Here is a 14,621-nt window from a genome sequence, read left to right on the forward strand (position 1 = left end):
CCCGCACCCCCCTTGCGCGGGCCGGTGCTTGTTGGCGACCGAGAGGAGTGCGGACATGTTCGAAGCGGTACAGACGCTGAAGGCGGAGTACGCCGAGCTCGAGCGGCGGATGTCGGATCCCGAGCTGCACTCCGACCAGGCGGTGGCCCGGCAGGTCGGCAAGCGGTACGCCGCGCTGGCCCCGGTGGTCCGCACCTATGCCGAGTGGCTGCAGACCGCCGACGACATCGAGGCGGCCAAGGAGCTGGCCCACGAGGACCCGAGCTTCGCCGAGGAGGCGACCAAGCTCGAGCGTCGCCGCGAGGAGCTGGCCGAGAAGCTGCAGGTGCTGCTGGTGCCGCGCGACCCCAGCGACGACAAGGACGCGATCCTCGAGATCAAGGCCGGTGAGGGCGGCGACGAGTCCGCGCTGTTCGCCGGCGACCTGCTGAAGATGTACCTGAAGTACGCCGAGTCGCAGAACTGGAAGACCGAGGTGCTCGACTCGGCCGAGTCCGACCTGGGCGGCTACAAGTCGATCACCGTCGCGGTGAAGGCGAAGGGCACGCCCGAACCCGGCGAGGCGCCGTACGCGAAGCTGAAGTTCGAGGGCGGCGTGCACCGGGTCCAGCGGGTGCCGGTGACCGAGTCGCAGGGCCGGATCCACACCAGCGCGGCCGGCGTCCTGGTGCTGCCCGAGGCCGAGGACGTGGACGTCGAGATCGACCAGAACGACCTGCGGATCGATGTCTTCCGCTCGTCCGGCCCGGGCGGTCAGAGCGTCAACACGACCGACTCGGCGGTCCGGATCACGCACGTCCCGACCGGCATCGTGGTCTCGATGCAGAACGAGAAGTCCCAGCTGCAGAACCGCGAGCAGGCCATGCGCGTACTGCGCTCCCGGCTGCTCGCAGCGGCCCAGGAGGCGGCCAACCAGGAGGCCTCCGACGCCCGCCGGCTGCAGATCCGCACGGTCGACCGGTCCGAGCGCGTCCGCACCTACAACTTCCCGGAGAACCGCTTCTCCGACCACCGGGTCGGCTACAAGGCGCACAACCTGGACCAGGTGCTCAACGGCGACCTCGCCACCGTGATCCAGGCACTGACCGACGCGGACCTCACCGCTCGTCTAGAGGCCGTCGAAGGCCAGTGAGCGTCCGCACTCTCCTCTCCGAGGCCACTGCCCAGCTGGCCGAGGCAGGTGTCGCATCACCCGACTACGACGCGGCTGAGCTGCTCGCCCACGTCACCGGCGTACGCCGGATGCAGCTGGGCATGGTGAAGCCCACAGCCGACCAGGAGGCACAGTACGCTGCACTGCTGGCCAGACGGGCCCAGCGCGAGCCACTGCAACACCTGACCGGTACTGCGGCCTTCCGCTACCGCGACCTGGTCGTCGGACCGGGGGTGTTCGTCCCGCGCCCTGAGACCGAGGTGCTAGTCGGCTGGATCCTGGACCGGATCGCCGACGTCGAGAACCCACTGGTGGTCGACCTGTGCAGCGGGTCCGGCGCGATCGCCGGAGCGGTCGCCACCGAGCGCCCCGACAGCACTGTGCACGCGGTCGAGCTGTCGGCCGAGGCGTGTGTCTGGGCCCGGCAAAACCTGGCCGGGACCGGCGCCACGCTGCACGAGGGCGACATCGACGGCTGCCTGCCCGAACTGGACGGCCGGGTCGATGCGGTGATCTCCAACCCGCCGTACATCCCTTTGACCGCGTGGGAATCCGTCACTGCCGAGGTACGTGACCACGATCCTGCACTGGCCCTTTGGTCAGGCGATGACGGTCTGGACGAGATCAAGGTCGTCGCCGCCACAGCTGGCCGGTTACTGAAGCCCGGCGGCTGGTTCGGCTGCGAGCACGCCGATGTCCAGGGGGAGTCGGCGCCTGCTGTCTTCGCCTCGACCGGCCTGTTCACCGAGGTCCGCGATCAGCTCGACCTGGCCGGCCGGCACCGCTTCGCCACCGGCCGCCGGGTCTGACTCACTCGTAGACGACGAACTCCGGCCGGGGCTTGAGCGCCATCACCTGGGCCGGCGTCATCAGCGGGCCGTGCCGGGTGTCTTCCTGGTAGAAGAGCTTGAAGCCCGCGTGCACGCCGGTCGCCAGCTTCGGGGTGAGCTTGCCCCAGGTCGATTCCTTCGCCTTGCGGCTGCCGATGCCGTCGACCGACTTGATCACGACCACGCCCAGGTGCTGCTTGAGCGCCGCCTCGTTGCTGACGATCCGCGCCGACAGTTGGTGGAAGACGAACGCCTTCTCCGGCAGGTCGTTCTGCTTCACCAGCCCCGCCAGGTACGCCGCGATGCTGTCCAGCTCGGCGCCACTGGTGTGCCCGAACACCTTGCCAGGCACCTGATTCGGCCCCACGGCCCACTCCGGGTCGTAGGCGAGCCCGACATCAGGCTCCTTCAGCCACCGCTCCAGCCGCTTCACCTCGTCGAGAATCTTCGCCCGGCCAGGCTGAACGTCGAGCAGCAGCAGCATCTTGTGCTCCCGCGCGACCTTCAGATAGCTCTCGATCTTCTCGTCGGAGATCCGGCTGCGGTACTTCCCGTCCTTGCCCGCGTGCCCGTTCGCAACTACCACGATGAGCTCCATCACCGGCAGCGGCGTCCGGCCGACCGCATAGGACTTGGAGAGCGCCTCCAGCTTGGCTGCCTTGGCATCCAGGTCCTTGTCGAGCGGCCCGAGCGCCGGCGAGCCCGGCAGCCCGACGTACCCAACCAGCTGGTACTTCGGGAACAGCTGCCGCCCACCCCGCGGCAGATCACCGTCAGCCGGGGGAGTGGGCACCGAGCTGGACGCCGACGGCTTCGGCACCGCCTTGAGCGACGGCGTGGCCCCCGCATCGGCCTTGCCGTCGCTGCAGCCCGCCGCCACCAGTAGGAGCAAGCTCGTCAGCACCACAACCGTCTTACGCACCGCACCAGACAACCACGCTGCACCGACAAACCCACGCCGGGGCGTGTCAGGCTGTGTCAGGACTTGGCGACGTACTCGTCGATCTCGGTGAGCAGGGCGGTCTTGGTGGACTCGTCGGCGAAGGAGACCTGGACGGCGGTGCGGGCCAGGTCGGCCGCGCCCTGGTTGTCCAGGTCGAGCAGGTTGGCGGCGACGGCGTACTCGCTGACCAGGTCGGTGCCGAACATCGGCGGGTCGTCGGAGTTGATGGTGACCACCAGGCCGGCCTCGACCATGCCGCGGAGCGGGTGTTCGTCGTACGACGCGACCACGCGGGTGGCGAGGTTGGAGGTCGGGCTGACCTCGAGCGGGATCCGGTGCTCGCGCAGGTAGTCGACCAGGGCTGGGTCCTGCAGGGCTGAGGTGCCATGGCCGATCCGCTCGGCCTTGAGGACGCGCAGCGAGTCCCAGATGGTCTCCGGGCCGGTGGTCTCACCCGCGTGCGGGACGCTGTGCAGGCCGGCGGCGCGGGCGGCGTCGAAGTACGGGGCGAACTGCGGGCGCGGTACGCCGATCTCCGGGCCGCCGAGGCCGAAGCCGACCAGACCGTCGGGGCGGATCTCGGTGGCGATCCTGAGCGTCTCGGCGGCCGCGGGCAGGCCGGACTCGCCGGGGATGTCGAAGATCCAGCGCAGTACGACGCCGAACTCCTTCTCGGCCGCGGTCCGGGCGTCCTCGATCGCCTCGCAGAACGCCTCCGGGGCGATCCCGCGCAGCACCGAGGTGTACGGCGTGACGGTGAGCTCGGAGTACCGGATGTTCTGGCCGGCCATCTCGCGGGCCACCTCGTAGGTCAGCAGCCGGACGTCCTCGGGGGTGCTGATCAGGTCGACCACGGACAGGTAGATCTCGATGAACTTGGCGAAGTCGGTGAAGACGAAGTACTCCGCGAGCGCGGCGGCGTCGGTCGGCACCCGGGTGCCGGGGTGCCGGGCGGCGAGCTCGGCGACGATCCGCGGCGAGGCCGATCCGACGTGGTGGACATGCAGTTCGGCCTTCGGCAGGCCGGCCAGGAACTCACGCGTCACAGTCATGGCCGGGATCTTATGCACGCCCGCCGGTACCGTGCCGGGAAGCTGACAATCGACTGTCAGGAATGCGCTGGGTGAACCCAAGTGGAGTCCGGAGCCCCGCGAGTGGCACGATGCACCCCGTGAGCGAGCGCTTTGACTTCACTGGTGACGAACTGGCACCGGCCTACCGCGCGGCCGTGGATGCGATCGAGGCGGGCGACCTGGTCGTGCTGCCGACCGACACGGTCTACGGGATCGCGGCGGACGCCTTCAAGGCCGACGCGGTGCAACGGCTACTGGACGCCAAGGGCCGGGGCCGCGACATGCCGCCGCCGGTGCTGATCTCGGTGGTCGAGTCGCTGGACGCGCTGGCGACCGACGTACCGGATGCCGGCCGGAAGCTGTGCGAGGCGTTCTGGCCCGGACCGCTGACGGTGATCTGCCATGCGCAGGGATCGCTGATGTGGGACCTGGGGGACACCCAGGGCACGGTCGCGCTGCGGGTGCCGGACCACGAGAACACCCGCGAACTGCTGTCCCGGACCGGACCGCTGGCGGTCAGCTCGGCCAACCTGAGTGGCCAACCGGCGGCGCTGGACGTGTACGACGCCGAGGAGCAGCTGCTCGACACCGTGGCCGTCTACCTCGACGGTGGTGCGGTGGACGGCGGCGAGCCGTCGACGATCGTCGACCTGACCGGCGACTTCCCGCACATCGTCCGGATCGGCGCGCTGTCGGTGCAGCAGATCCGCGAGATCGTCCCCGAGGCCACCACGGACGACGAGCCGGACGACGAGCCGGCCGCGGAAGAACAGCTCGAAGCCGAAAAAGCAGCAGACGAAAAAGCAGCAGACGAGAAGGCAGAAGACAAAGCGCCCGATGTGAGGCCTGCGGACTAGTGCGCGAGTATCTGCTGGTCCTGTTCGTGGCGATGGCCACGACCTTCCTGCTGACCGGTGTGGCCCGGCAGATCGCCCTGCGCTACGGCGCCGTCGCCAAGGTCCGCACCCGGGACGTGCACAAGATCCCGATCCCGTACTTCGGCGGCGTCTCGATCCTGGCCGGCCTGATCGCCGGTTTCGCGGTCGCCTCCACCCTGCCGTTCCTCGGCGACAGCCTGCAGGTCGCCCACGACGCCCGCGCGATCCTGGTCGGCGGCGTGGTGATCTGCGCGGTCGGCGTGATCGACGACCTGTACGAACTGGACGCGATCACCAAGCTGGCCGGCCAGGTGCTGGCGGTCGGCGTGATGGTTGTCCAGGGCATCCAGTTGTACTGGCTCCCGCTGCCCGGCGGCATCTTCTCGCCGCCGCCCGCCCAGCTCGCCGTACTGACCGCAGGCATCCTGCTCGTCTCCACCAACGCGGTGAACTTCGTCGACGGCCTGGACGGTCTCGCCGCCGGCGTCACCGCGATCGGGGCCGGCGCCTTCTTCACCTACTCGTACCTGCTGAATGTCGAGCAGAACCTCGACCGGGCCACCACCTCGACGCTGATCACGGTCGCGCTGGCCGGCGCCTGTCTGGGCTTCCTGCCGCACAACTTCTTCCCAGCAAGGGTTTTCATGGGGGACTCCGGTGCCCTGCTGATCGGGTTGATGCTGGCCGCGTCGACGATCAGCCTGACCGGCCAGATGGATCCCAACGCCGTCCCGTACGAGGTCGGCGGCTCGAGTCTGCTGCCCGCGCTGCTCCCGCTGATCCTGCCGATCGCGGTGCTGGCGATCCCGGCGCTCGACCTGACGATGGCCTACGTACGCCGTACCAAGGCCGGCCGCTCGCCGTTCGCGGCCGACAAGCTGCACCTGCACCACCGGCTGATGCAACGCGGCCACTCGCACCGCCGCGCGGTCCTGCTGATGTACCTGTGGACCTTCCTGATCGCGTTCGGCGTGGTGGTCCTCGGCCTGCAGCTCAAGTGGTGGACCGCCCTGCTGGTGCTGGCCGTCACCCTCACCGCCATCGTGCTCACCACCGGCCTGCCCCGACGCAGTCGAGGGACCCTCTCGAAGGTCTGAAGCGGGCCTGACGGGGACCAGACCAGTTGGCCTTCTGGCCTACCGCTAGGGTGTTCGTGTACAGCGGCAGGGACGCTCGTTTTGCTGAGCCGACAGACTTTGTGCTAGTTTTCACAAGCACCAGCAACCAACAGCTTCACCCCTGACCCCGCCCACCCGACGACCGCGGGCAACAATCCCGGTCGCCAGCAGGACGGAACCACCAGATGGCTCCCCAAGTAAGCAGCCCGAAAGAAGCCGGCCAAGCCACCAAGCACCCGGCGCTCGCGATGTTGCGCGGCGCGTTGGTCGCCGCTGTCGTCGTCGGTGTGAACGCTGCCGCCGTCGCGACTGTCGCGGCCGGTCTCAAGGGCCTGTGGGGCGCGTTGCTCGGTCTGCTGATGGTGGTCGTCTTCTCCGGCGCCGGACTGGTCGCTCTGCACCTGTCCCGGCACACCTCCCCGACCATGCAGCTCGCGGTCGCGATGTCGTCCTACACCGGCCGGATCGCGGTCTTCGGCGGTCTGCTCGCCCTCGCGCTCAGCTCCGAGACCCTGGAGCGCAACGTCAACCTGACCGCGCTCGGACTCAGCGCGCTGGTGGTCGTGATGGGCTGGATGGCCGGCGAGATCTGGGCCTGGTCGCGACTGCGGGTGCCGATCTACGACCTCGACAAGGAGGTCTCCGCATGAGCACCCTGCGTGAAGCCCCGGAGAGCCGTTTCCAAGCTGTGACCACCGGTGTGGTGAACGGCACTGGGCGCTCCGCTCAGGCCGATGTGACCCGGCGTGTCGCGGGCTGGTACCTTTCGGGTGCCAATGAGCCAGCATCAGGATCCGAAGCCGACGCCGAACAACTCCGGCGATGGCTGGCGGGTCCTGTCCTACTTGATCGGCGGAGTCCTCATCTACGGGGGAATCGGCTTCGGGTTGGATCGCTGGCTGGGCACCCAGTTTCTGCTTCCGGTGGGCATCGTCATCGGTGCCGGCCTCACGATCTTGATGCTGCACTACCGGTACGGGCGTTCCTGAGCCCTGCCAGGTCTGACGTTGTTGACCGCCTTGCCCAGAGCCGCCCTGCCCTCAGCCATATGGCGAACGACTTGAGCACGACGCGAGAGGAGACCCGGTGAGCGCCGGCGTTTCGACCGAGTTCATCCCACCCGGTCCACAAAGCTTCGATACCACTCCGATCTTTCACGGCGTCGAGTGGTTCACCAAGCCGGTCCTGGTGGCCGCGCTCTCGGTGGTCCTGATCGTCTGGTTCTTCTGGGGCGCGTCGCGGAAGGCCGCGATCGTGCCGAGCAAGCTCCAGTTCGCCGGCGAGCTCGGTTACAACTTCGTCCGCAACTCGATCGCCCGGGACGCGATCGGCAGCCACGACTTCATGAAGTTCGTGCCGTACCTGTGCGGCCTGTTCTTCTTCATCCTGTTCAACAACGTGGCCGCCTCGATCCCGTTGATCCAGTTCCCGACCTTCAGCCACATCGGCTGGGCGTACGTGGCCGCGATCATGAGCTGGGTCATCTACAACGCGGTCGGGATCAAGCGCAAGGGACTCTGGGGCTACTTCAAGCACCAGACGATGCCCGCGGGCGTTCCCGGCTGGCTGATGCCGCTGATGATCCCGATCGAGTTCATCTCGAACATCCTGGTCCGGCCGATCTCGCTGAGCCTGCGGTTGTTCGCCAACATGTTCGCGGGCCACATCCTGCTGCTGGTGTTCGTGCTCGGCGGCGAGTACATGGTCTTCGAGTCCGGCAGCATCGCGCTGGGCGGCGTCGGCATCCTGACTTTCCTGATGGGCTTGGCGATCGCCGGGCTGGAGCTGTTCGTGCAGTGCATCCAGGCCTACATCTTCGTCGTCCTGACGGCGCAGTACATCGGCAGCGCCATCGCCGACGAGCACTGATCAGCACCACCCCGCAGTAACCAGACCCGTAACAACGGAAACCCGGATAGCTCCTCTATCCGTACCGAAAGGAACACACTGAAATGGCACTCGAGATTGCCGGCAACATCGCAGTTCTGGGCTATGGCCTCGCCGCGATCGGCCCGGGCGTCGGTGTCGGTCTGATCTTCGCCGCCGTCATCAACGGCACCGCGCGTCAGCCCGAGGCACAGGGCAAGCTGCAGTCGATCGCTTGGATCGGCTTCGGCGTCACCGAGGTTCTGGCGATCATCGGTATCGCTCTGGCCTTCGTGTTCAAGGCAAGCTGACCCACTTTCTCCTTGACTGACAGGACTCAGACATGTTGACGATCGTGCTACCGCTCAGCGAGGCCGCTGGAGAAGAGCCCAGCCCGCTGCTGCCGCACACCGCCGAGATCATCTTCGGCTTCGTCTTCCTGATCCTGCTGGCCATCGCCTTCGCCAAGATCGTCGTACCGAAGTTCGAAAAGGCTTATGCCGATCGGACCGCGGCGATCGAAGGCGGGATGAACGAGGCCAAGCAGGCCCAGGCCGAGGCGAAGGCGGCGCTCGACAAGTACAACGCGCAGCTGGCCGAAGCCCGGCAGGAAGCTGCGAAGATCCGCGAGGACGCGCGCGAGCAGGGTGCGCTCATCATCGCGGAGATGCGCGAGCAGGCCAACGCCGAGGCCGAGCGCATCGTGACGCACGCCCGGACCCAGATCGACGCCGAGCGCGCCCAGGCCGTCACCTCGCTGCGTAGCGAGGTCGGCACCATGGCGACCACGCTGGCCGGTCGCATCGTCGGCGAATCGCTCGAGGACGAGGCGCGTCAGCGTCGCACCGTCGAGCGCTTCCTGGCGGACCTGGAAGCGTCGGAGTCGGCTCGCCAGGCAGTTGGAACGGACGGCTGATGCGCGGCGCATCGAGGGAGTCACTCGCCCGGGCCCAGGAGGCCCTGGCGGGTGTCGCCGTCACCGAGCAGCTGGGGGCCGAGTTGTTCTCGGTCGCCAAGCTGCTGGACAGCAACGGTTCGCTGCGGCGGGCTCTGACCGACCCGGCCCGTCCGTCGGCGACCAAGACCAACCTGGCCGACCAGCTCTTCAGTGGCAAGATCTCCGCCCAGGCGTCGGAGTTGCTGGCCATCGCGGTAGCCGGCCGGTGGGTCGGCGGTCGTGACCTGGCCGACGCGCTCGACCAGTTGAGCGTCGACGCCGACGTCGCGTACGCCGACGGCCAGCGCCGGCTGGACGAGCTGGAGGACGAGCTGTTCCGGCTCGACCGGGTGGTGACCGCCGAGCGGGAGCTGAACGACAAGCTCAGCGACCGCAACATCCCGATCGCGGCCCGGCAGGAACTGATCCACGGACTGCTGCAGGGCAAGGCCGATCCCGCCACCGTGCGGCTGGCCGAGCGGGCGGTGGACGGCCGGGGCCGCAACTTCGCGGGCTCGATGCGGTCCTACCAGGTTGCTGCCGCGGCCCGGCGCAACGCCAGTATCGCGACCGTCCGGGTGGCCGCCGATCTGTCCGAGGCGGAGCGCGGCAGGCTCGCCGCGGTGCTCGGCCGGCAGTACGGCCGCGACATCCAGCTGAACGTGATCGTCGACCCCAAGGTCGTCGGCGGCGTCCGGGTGGACATCGGTGACGAAGTGATCGACGGAACCATCGCGGCCCGGCTCGACGAGGCGCAACGGCGCATCGCGGGCTGACCCTAACGACAATATTTACGGAGCTAGTGGCCAGTGTTGGTTACCGAAGCCTCTAGAGCCATCACCAGGCCAGAAGGTCAAGGAAGCAGGGACGGAAGATAATGGCTGAGCTCACGATCAGGCCGGAGGAGATCCGGGACGCCCTGGATCAGTTCGTCCGCAACTACGAGCCGGACGAGGCGGCCCGCGACGAGGTCGGTACCGTCATCGACGCCGGTGACGGCATCGCGCACGTCGAGGGTCTGCCCTCGGTGATGACGAACGAGCTGCTCGTCTTCGAGGACGGCACCCAGGGCATCGCACTGAACCTCGACGTCCGCAACATCGGCGTCGTCGTGCTCGGCGAGTTCGGTGGCATCGAGGAGGGCCAGCAGGTCCGCCGGACCGGCACGGTCCTCTCGGTCCCGGTCGGCGAGGGTTACCTGGGTCGCGTCGTCGACCCGCTGGGCAAGCCGATCGACGGCCTCGGTGAGATCACCGGCCTCGAGGGCACCCGCGCGCTGGAGCTGCAGGCGGCCGGCGTGATGGACCGCCAGGAGGTCCGCGAGCCGCTGCAGACCGGTATCAAGGCGATCGACGGGATGATCCCGGTCGGCCGGGGCCAGCGTCAGCTGATCATCGGCGACCGCAAGACCGGCAAGACCGCGATCGCGATCGACACGATCATCAACCAGAAGGCCAACTGGGAGTCCGGCGACCCGAAGAAGCAGGTTCGCTGCATCTACGTGGCGATCGGCCAGAAGGGCTCGACGATCGCCGCCGTCCGCGGCGCGCTCGAAGAGGCCGGCGCGATGGAGTACACCACCATCGTCGCCTCCCCGGCGTCCGACGCGGCCGGCTTCAAGTACGTCGCGCCGTACACCGGCTCGGCCATCGGTCAGCACTGGATGTACCAGGGCAAGCACGTCCTGATCGTCTTCGACGACCTGACCAAGCAGGCCGAGGCCTACCGCTCGATGTCGCTGCTGCTGCGCCGCCCGCCGGGCCGTGAGGCCTACCCGGGTGACGTCTTCTACCTGCACAGCCGCCTGCTCGAGCGCTGCGCGAAGCTGAGCGACGAGCTCGGCGCGGGCTCGATGACCGGCCTGCCGGTGATCGAGACCAAGGCCAACGACGTCTCGGCCTTCATCCCGACCAACGTCATCTCGATCACCGACGGCCAGATCTTCCTCCAGTCGGACCTGTTCAACGCGAACATCCGGCCGGCCATCGACGTCGGTATCTCGGTGTCGCGAGTCGGCGGCGCCGCGCAGGTCAAGGGTATGAAGAAGGTCTCCGGCACGCTGAAGCTGGACCTAGCGCAGTTCCGCGCGATGGAGGCGTTCGCGATGTTCGCCTCCGACCTCGACGCCACCTCGCGCCGTCAGCTGGACCGCGGTCAGCGGCTGGTCGAGCTGCTGCGTCAGCCGCAGTACTCGCCGTACCCGGTCGAGGACCAGACCGTCTCGATCTGGGCCGGCACCACCGGCAAGTTCGACGACGTGCCGGTCAACGACGTACTCCGGTTCGAGCGTGAGTTCCTCGAGTTCCTGCGCCGCGAGAGCAACGTGCTGGACGCCGTCCGCGAGTCGGGCAAGTTCGAGGACGAGTCGGCCGACGCGGTCACCGACGCGCTGGCGAAGTTCAAGCCGACCTTCCAGACCTCCGACGGCCAGCTGCTGGCCGGCAAGGAAGAGGCGAAGGCGATGGACTCCGAGGACGTCGAGCAGGAGCAGATCACCAAGCAGAAGCGGGGCTGATCGCCCATGCCCGCAACCCAACGTGAGCTGAAGGATCGGCGGAGCTCCGTCTCCACGATCAAGAAGCTCACCCGTGCGATGGAGCTCATCGCGGCGTCCCGGATCGTCAAGGCGCAGCAACGCGCCAAGGCGGCCGGTCCGTACGCGCGTGAGCTCACCCGAGCAGTGTCGGCGGTGGCGACGTTCTCGAACGTCGACCACCCGCTGACCACGGAGAAGCCGAACCCCAGGCGGGCCGCGGTGCTCCTGATCACCTCCGACCGTGGCCAGGCCGGCGCGTACTCCTCGTCCGTGATTCGCGAAGGAGAGCGGCTGAACCAGCTGCTCCGCGAGGACGAGAAGGAGATCGTGCCGTTCCTGAGCGGACGGAAGGGCATCGCGTACTACACGTTCCGCCAGCGCGAGGTCGCGCAGCAGTGGAGCGGCGACTCCGACGCGCCGTCGTTCGCCCGGGCCCGGGAGATCGCCGACGCGCTGATCGAGGCCTTCCTGACCCCGACCGACGAGGGCGGCGTGGACGAGATCCACATCGTCTTCACCCGGTTCGTGTCGATGCTGACCCAGCGCCCGGACGTCATCCGGCTGCTGCCGTTGGAGGTCGTCGAGGGCGAGGAGGCGCCGGCCGCCGAGGACGTGCTGCCGCTGTACGAGTTCGAGCCGTCCGCCGAGGACGTGCTCGACGGGCTGCTGCCGAAGTACGTCGCGAGCCGGATCCACTACTGCATGCTGCAGGCGGCGGCCTCCGAGCTGGCCAGCCGGCAGCGGGCGATGAAGTCCGCGACGGACAACGCGCAGGATCTGATCGAACGACTGACCCGCGAGTACAACCAGGTGCGGCAGTCGGCCATTACCCAGGAAATCAGCGAGATCGTCGGTGGCGCGAACGCGCTGGCCGATGCCAACGCCGGGAGCGAGTGAGAGAGATGACTGCCACGGTTACCGAGAAAGACAACAGCGGCGCGGCAGGCGCCGTTGGTCGCGTCGCCCGGGTCATCGGCCCGGTCGTGGACATCGAGTTCCCCGCGGACGCGATGCCCGAGATCTACAACGCGCTCGAGGTGGACATCACCTTGGCCGACGTCACCGCGACGATCACCCTCGAGGTTGCGCTGCACGTCGGCGACAACATCGTCCGGGCGATCTCGATGAAGCCCACCGACGGCCTGGTCCGCGGTACCGAGGTGCGCGACACCGGTGCGGCCATCTCCGTGCCGGTCGGCGACGTCACCAAGGGCCGGGTCTGGTCCGTCACGGGCAAGTGCCTGAGCCAGGATGAGTCCGAGTTCGAGATCACCGAGCGCTGGCCGATCCACCGCAAGGCGCCGGCCTTCGACCAGCTCGAGTCCAAGACCGAGATGCTGGAGACCGGCATCAAGGTGCTGGACCTGCTCACCCCGTACGTGCAGGGCGGCAAGATCGGCCTGTTCGGCGGTGCGGGTGTCGGCAAGACCGTGATGATCCAGGAGATGATCTACCGGATCGCCCACAACTTCGGTGGCACCTCGGTGTTCGCCGGGGTCGGTGAGCGTACCCGTGAGGGCAACGACCTGATCCACGAGATGGAAGACGCGGGCGTGTTCAAGGACACCGCGCTGGTCTTCGGTCAGATGGACGAGCCGCCGGGCACCCGGCTGCGGGTGGCGCTGTCGGCGCTGACGATGGCGGAGTACTTCCGCGACGTCGCCGGCCAGGACGTGCTGCTGTTCATCGACAACATCTTCCGGTTCACCCAGGCCGGTTCCGAGGTCTCCACGCTGCTCGGCCGGATGCCGTCCGCGGTGGGTTACCAGCCGAACCTGGCCGACGAGATGGGTGTTCTGCAGGAGCGGATCACCTCGACGCGTGGTCACTCGATCACCTCGATGCAGGCGATCTACGTGCCGGCCGACGACTACACCGACCCGGCGCCGGCCACCACCTTCGCGCACCTGGACGCGACCACCGAGCTGTCGCGCGTGATCGCTTCGCGTGGTCTGTACCCGGCCGTCGACCCGCTGACCTCCACGTCGCGGATCCTCGACCCGCAGTACATCGGCCAGGAGCACTACGACGTGGCCGTCCGGGTGAAGCAGATCCTGCAGAAGAACAAGGAACTGCAGGACATCATCGCCATCCTGGGTGTCGACGAGCTCTCCGAAGAGGACAAGATCACCGTCGCCCGCGCGCGCCGGATCGAGCAGTTCCTCTCGCAGAACACCTACATGGCGGAGAAGTTCACCAACACGCCGGGTTCGACGGTGCCGCTGAAGGACACCATCGAGTCGTTCAAGAAGATCACCGAGGGCGAGTGCGACCACATCGCCGAGCAGGCCTTCTTCAACGTCGGTTCGCTCGACGACGTCGAGCGGCGTTGGGCTGAGCTCCAGAAGGAACTCTGATGGCCGACGACACCGGCAGTCACCTCGAGGTCGCGCTGGTCGCGGCCGAGCGGGTGGTCTGGGAGGGGCAGGCGAAGATCGTCATCGCCCGCACCACCGATGGCGACATCGGTATCCTCCCGGGCCATGCCCCGCTGCTGGGTCTGCTGCAGGGTGGCACCGTCCAGGTGCGGACGCTCGACGACGAGTACTTCGTCGCCGCCGCGCCGGACGGCTTCATCTCGGTGGCGAACAACCGGGTCTCGATCCTGGCGGAGAACGCCGAGATGGGGCACGACATCGACCTCGAAGAGGCGAAGCGGGCGCTCGACCAGGCCCTGTCGACCGGGACCGACAGCGAGGACGAGCAGGAGCAGGTCCGGCTTGCCGAGGCCAGGGTGAGGGCCGCCGAGAAGGCGTCCTGAACCCACCTGCAATAATTGAAAAGAGTTACGGTCGGTACGGTTCGGGGATGGCGTCACCACAGCGAGGGCGCCAGGAATGAGGTTGGCAACTTATGAGGACAGTCCTCGAATTGGTCGGGGTCTGTTGCCTTGCTGCCGTACTGCTGATCATCGCTTTCGCGTGCCGTCGTCGCTGGATCTCCAGGGACGGCGGCACGTTCGATTGCAGCCTGCAACTCGCTGAGAAGGATCACGGCCGCGGCTGGGCCCTCGGCCTGGCGCGGTACGTCGGCGACGACCTGCAGTGGTTCCGGGTCTTCAGCCTGGCCTGGTGGCCGAAGCTGATCGTGAACCGGCGGCAGCTCGAGGGTGTCACCACCCGCCGGCCGATGGGCAACGAGCCGCTGGTCACCTACGCCGGCCACGTCATCGTCGATGCCGAGCTGAGGGACCGCACGGTCCACTTCGCGATGACCGAGGAGGCCCTGACCGGCGTCCTGGCCTGGATGGAATCCGCGCCGCCCAGCACCCAAACCTATCTGTAAGG

General features: G+C 67.8%; 17 protein-coding genes. 15 read left to right on the plus strand and 2 right to left on the minus strand.

What is annotated here, in order from left to right; genetic code table 11:
- Nucleotides 1-55 precede the first annotated feature (55 nt).
- Both prfA and prmC read left to right on the plus strand, forming a co-directional pair.
- A complete protein-coding gene (prfA, locus tag AB0P21_RS34785; RefSeq protein WP_363702503.1) occupies nucleotides 56-1,132 on the plus strand; it encodes a peptide chain release factor 1 in 1,077 nt (358 codons plus the stop codon).
- Nucleotides 1,129-1,962, plus strand: a complete 834-nt coding sequence (gene prmC / locus AB0P21_RS34790) for a peptide chain release factor N(5)-glutamine methyltransferase (protein WP_363702505.1) — start codon at nucleotides 1,129-1,131, stop codon at nucleotides 1,960-1,962. Before prfA ends, prmC begins: the two co-directional genes overlap by 4 nt.
- 1 nt (nucleotide 1,963) lies before the next feature.
- On the opposite strand, the gene AB0P21_RS34795 is transcribed toward prmC, so the two are convergent.
- Both AB0P21_RS34795 and AB0P21_RS34800 read right to left on the minus strand, forming a co-directional pair.
- On the minus strand, nucleotides 1,964-2,905 hold the full coding sequence (locus tag AB0P21_RS34795; RefSeq protein WP_363702507.1) for a hypothetical protein: 942 nt from the start codon (nucleotides 2,903-2,905) through the stop codon (nucleotides 1,964-1,966).
- A gap of 56 nt (nucleotides 2,906-2,961) precedes the next feature.
- Nucleotides 2,962-3,978 (minus strand): adenosine deaminase, encoded by a 1,017-nt coding sequence (locus tag AB0P21_RS34800; RefSeq protein WP_363702509.1) that lies wholly within the window; start codon nucleotides 3,976-3,978, stop codon nucleotides 2,962-2,964.
- A 110-nt stretch (nucleotides 3,979-4,088) separates the two neighbouring features.
- On the opposite strand from AB0P21_RS34800, the gene AB0P21_RS34805 reads away from it, so the two are divergent.
- The 13 genes from AB0P21_RS34805 to AB0P21_RS34865 all read left to right on the plus strand — a co-directional run bounded on the left by AB0P21_RS34805 (nucleotide 4,089) and on the right by AB0P21_RS34865 (nucleotide 14,619).
- Complete coding sequence (locus AB0P21_RS34805) at nucleotides 4,089-4,856, plus strand: L-threonylcarbamoyladenylate synthase (protein WP_363702511.1); 768 nt, start codon at nucleotides 4,089-4,091, stop codon at nucleotides 4,854-4,856.
- A complete protein-coding gene (locus tag AB0P21_RS34810; protein ID WP_363702513.1) occupies nucleotides 4,856-5,974 on the plus strand; it encodes an MraY family glycosyltransferase in 1,119 nt (372 codons plus the stop codon). The genes AB0P21_RS34805 and AB0P21_RS34810 overlap by 1 nt, the downstream gene beginning before the upstream one ends.
- A gap of 206 nt (nucleotides 5,975-6,180) precedes the next feature.
- Nucleotides 6,181-6,645, plus strand: a complete 465-nt coding sequence (locus AB0P21_RS34815; RefSeq protein WP_363702515.1) for a hypothetical protein — start codon at nucleotides 6,181-6,183, stop codon at nucleotides 6,643-6,645.
- A 126-nt stretch (nucleotides 6,646-6,771) separates the two neighbouring features.
- A complete protein-coding gene (locus tag AB0P21_RS34820) occupies nucleotides 6,772-6,984 on the plus strand; it encodes a hypothetical protein (protein WP_363702517.1) in 213 nt (70 codons plus the stop codon).
- A gap of 97 nt (nucleotides 6,985-7,081) precedes the next feature.
- Nucleotides 7,082-7,864, plus strand: coding sequence for a F0F1 ATP synthase subunit A (gene atpB, locus AB0P21_RS34825; protein ID WP_363702518.1), 783 nt, complete (start codon nucleotides 7,082-7,084; stop codon nucleotides 7,862-7,864).
- A gap of 83 nt (nucleotides 7,865-7,947) precedes the next feature.
- A complete protein-coding gene (gene atpE, locus AB0P21_RS34830) occupies nucleotides 7,948-8,172 on the plus strand; it encodes an ATP synthase F0 subunit C (RefSeq protein WP_363702520.1) in 225 nt (74 codons plus the stop codon).
- A 32-nt stretch (nucleotides 8,173-8,204) separates the two neighbouring features.
- Entirely contained in the window at nucleotides 8,205-8,777 is a 573-nt protein-coding gene (locus tag AB0P21_RS34835) for a F0F1 ATP synthase subunit B (RefSeq protein ID WP_363702522.1), read from the plus strand.
- The gene (locus tag AB0P21_RS34840) at nucleotides 8,777-9,574 is read left to right on the plus strand and encodes a F0F1 ATP synthase subunit delta (protein ID WP_363702523.1); all 798 of its coding nucleotides are present in this window, start codon (nucleotides 8,777-8,779) and stop codon (nucleotides 9,572-9,574) included. The genes AB0P21_RS34835 and AB0P21_RS34840 overlap by 1 nt, the downstream gene beginning before the upstream one ends.
- 101 nt (nucleotides 9,575-9,675) lie before the next feature.
- A complete protein-coding gene (gene atpA, locus AB0P21_RS34845; RefSeq protein WP_363702525.1) occupies nucleotides 9,676-11,313 on the plus strand; it encodes a F0F1 ATP synthase subunit alpha in 1,638 nt (545 codons plus the stop codon).
- A 6-nt stretch (nucleotides 11,314-11,319) separates the two neighbouring features.
- On the plus strand, nucleotides 11,320-12,231 hold the full coding sequence (locus AB0P21_RS34850) for a F0F1 ATP synthase subunit gamma (RefSeq protein ID WP_363702527.1): 912 nt from the start codon (nucleotides 11,320-11,322) through the stop codon (nucleotides 12,229-12,231).
- A 5-nt stretch (nucleotides 12,232-12,236) separates the two neighbouring features.
- Nucleotides 12,237-13,691: a F0F1 ATP synthase subunit beta gene (atpD, locus tag AB0P21_RS34855; protein ID WP_363702529.1), complete on the plus strand. Its 1,455-nt coding sequence runs from the start codon at nucleotides 12,237-12,239 to the stop codon at nucleotides 13,689-13,691.
- A complete protein-coding gene (locus tag AB0P21_RS34860; protein WP_363702531.1) occupies nucleotides 13,691-14,095 on the plus strand; it encodes a F0F1 ATP synthase subunit epsilon in 405 nt (134 codons plus the stop codon). Before atpD ends, AB0P21_RS34860 begins: the two co-directional genes overlap by 1 nt.
- Nucleotides 14,096-14,187: 92 nt before the next feature.
- Entirely contained in the window at nucleotides 14,188-14,619 is a 432-nt protein-coding gene (locus AB0P21_RS34865) for a DUF2550 domain-containing protein (protein ID WP_363702533.1), read from the plus strand.
- Nucleotides 14,620-14,621 lie beyond the last annotated feature (2 nt).

The organism is Kribbella sp. NPDC056861 (genome assembly GCF_040687575.1).
Taxonomy (GTDB): domain Bacteria; phylum Actinomycetota; class Actinomycetes; order Propionibacteriales; family Kribbellaceae; genus Kribbella.

Excerpts from the sequence above, each read along its gene's own strand:
- AB0P21_RS34860 (WP_363702531.1), top strand. The coding sequence starts at position 13,691 with ATGGCCGACGACACCGGCAGTCACCTCGAGGTCGCGCTGGTCGCGGCC.
- AB0P21_RS34800 (WP_363702509.1), bottom strand. The coding sequence starts at position 3,978 with ATGACTGTGACGCGTGAGTTCCTGGCCGGCCTGCCGAAGGCCGAACTG.
- atpE (WP_363702520.1), top strand. The coding sequence starts at position 7,948 with ATGGCACTCGAGATTGCCGGCAACATCGCAGTTCTGGGCTATGGCCTC.
- AB0P21_RS34835 (WP_363702522.1), top strand. The coding sequence starts at position 8,205 with ATGTTGACGATCGTGCTACCGCTCAGCGAGGCCGCTGGAGAAGAGCCC.
- AB0P21_RS34820 (WP_363702517.1), top strand. The coding sequence starts at position 6,772 with ATGAGCCAGCATCAGGATCCGAAGCCGACGCCGAACAACTCCGGCGAT.
- AB0P21_RS34850 (WP_363702527.1), top strand. The coding sequence starts at position 11,320 with ATGCCCGCAACCCAACGTGAGCTGAAGGATCGGCGGAGCTCCGTCTCC.
- AB0P21_RS34805 (WP_363702511.1), top strand. The coding sequence starts at position 4,089 with ATGCACCCCGTGAGCGAGCGCTTTGACTTCACTGGTGACGAACTGGCA.
- AB0P21_RS34815 (WP_363702515.1), top strand. The coding sequence starts at position 6,181 with ATGGCTCCCCAAGTAAGCAGCCCGAAAGAAGCCGGCCAAGCCACCAAG.
- atpD (WP_363702529.1), top strand. The coding sequence starts at position 12,237 with ATGACTGCCACGGTTACCGAGAAAGACAACAGCGGCGCGGCAGGCGCC.
- AB0P21_RS34840 (WP_363702523.1), top strand. The coding sequence starts at position 8,777 with ATGCGCGGCGCATCGAGGGAGTCACTCGCCCGGGCCCAGGAGGCCCTG.
- AB0P21_RS34865 (WP_363702533.1), top strand. The coding sequence starts at position 14,188 with ATGAGGACAGTCCTCGAATTGGTCGGGGTCTGTTGCCTTGCTGCCGTA.
- atpA (WP_363702525.1), top strand. The coding sequence starts at position 9,676 with ATGGCTGAGCTCACGATCAGGCCGGAGGAGATCCGGGACGCCCTGGAT.
- prfA (WP_363702503.1), top strand. The coding sequence starts at position 56 with ATGTTCGAAGCGGTACAGACGCTGAAGGCGGAGTACGCCGAGCTCGAG.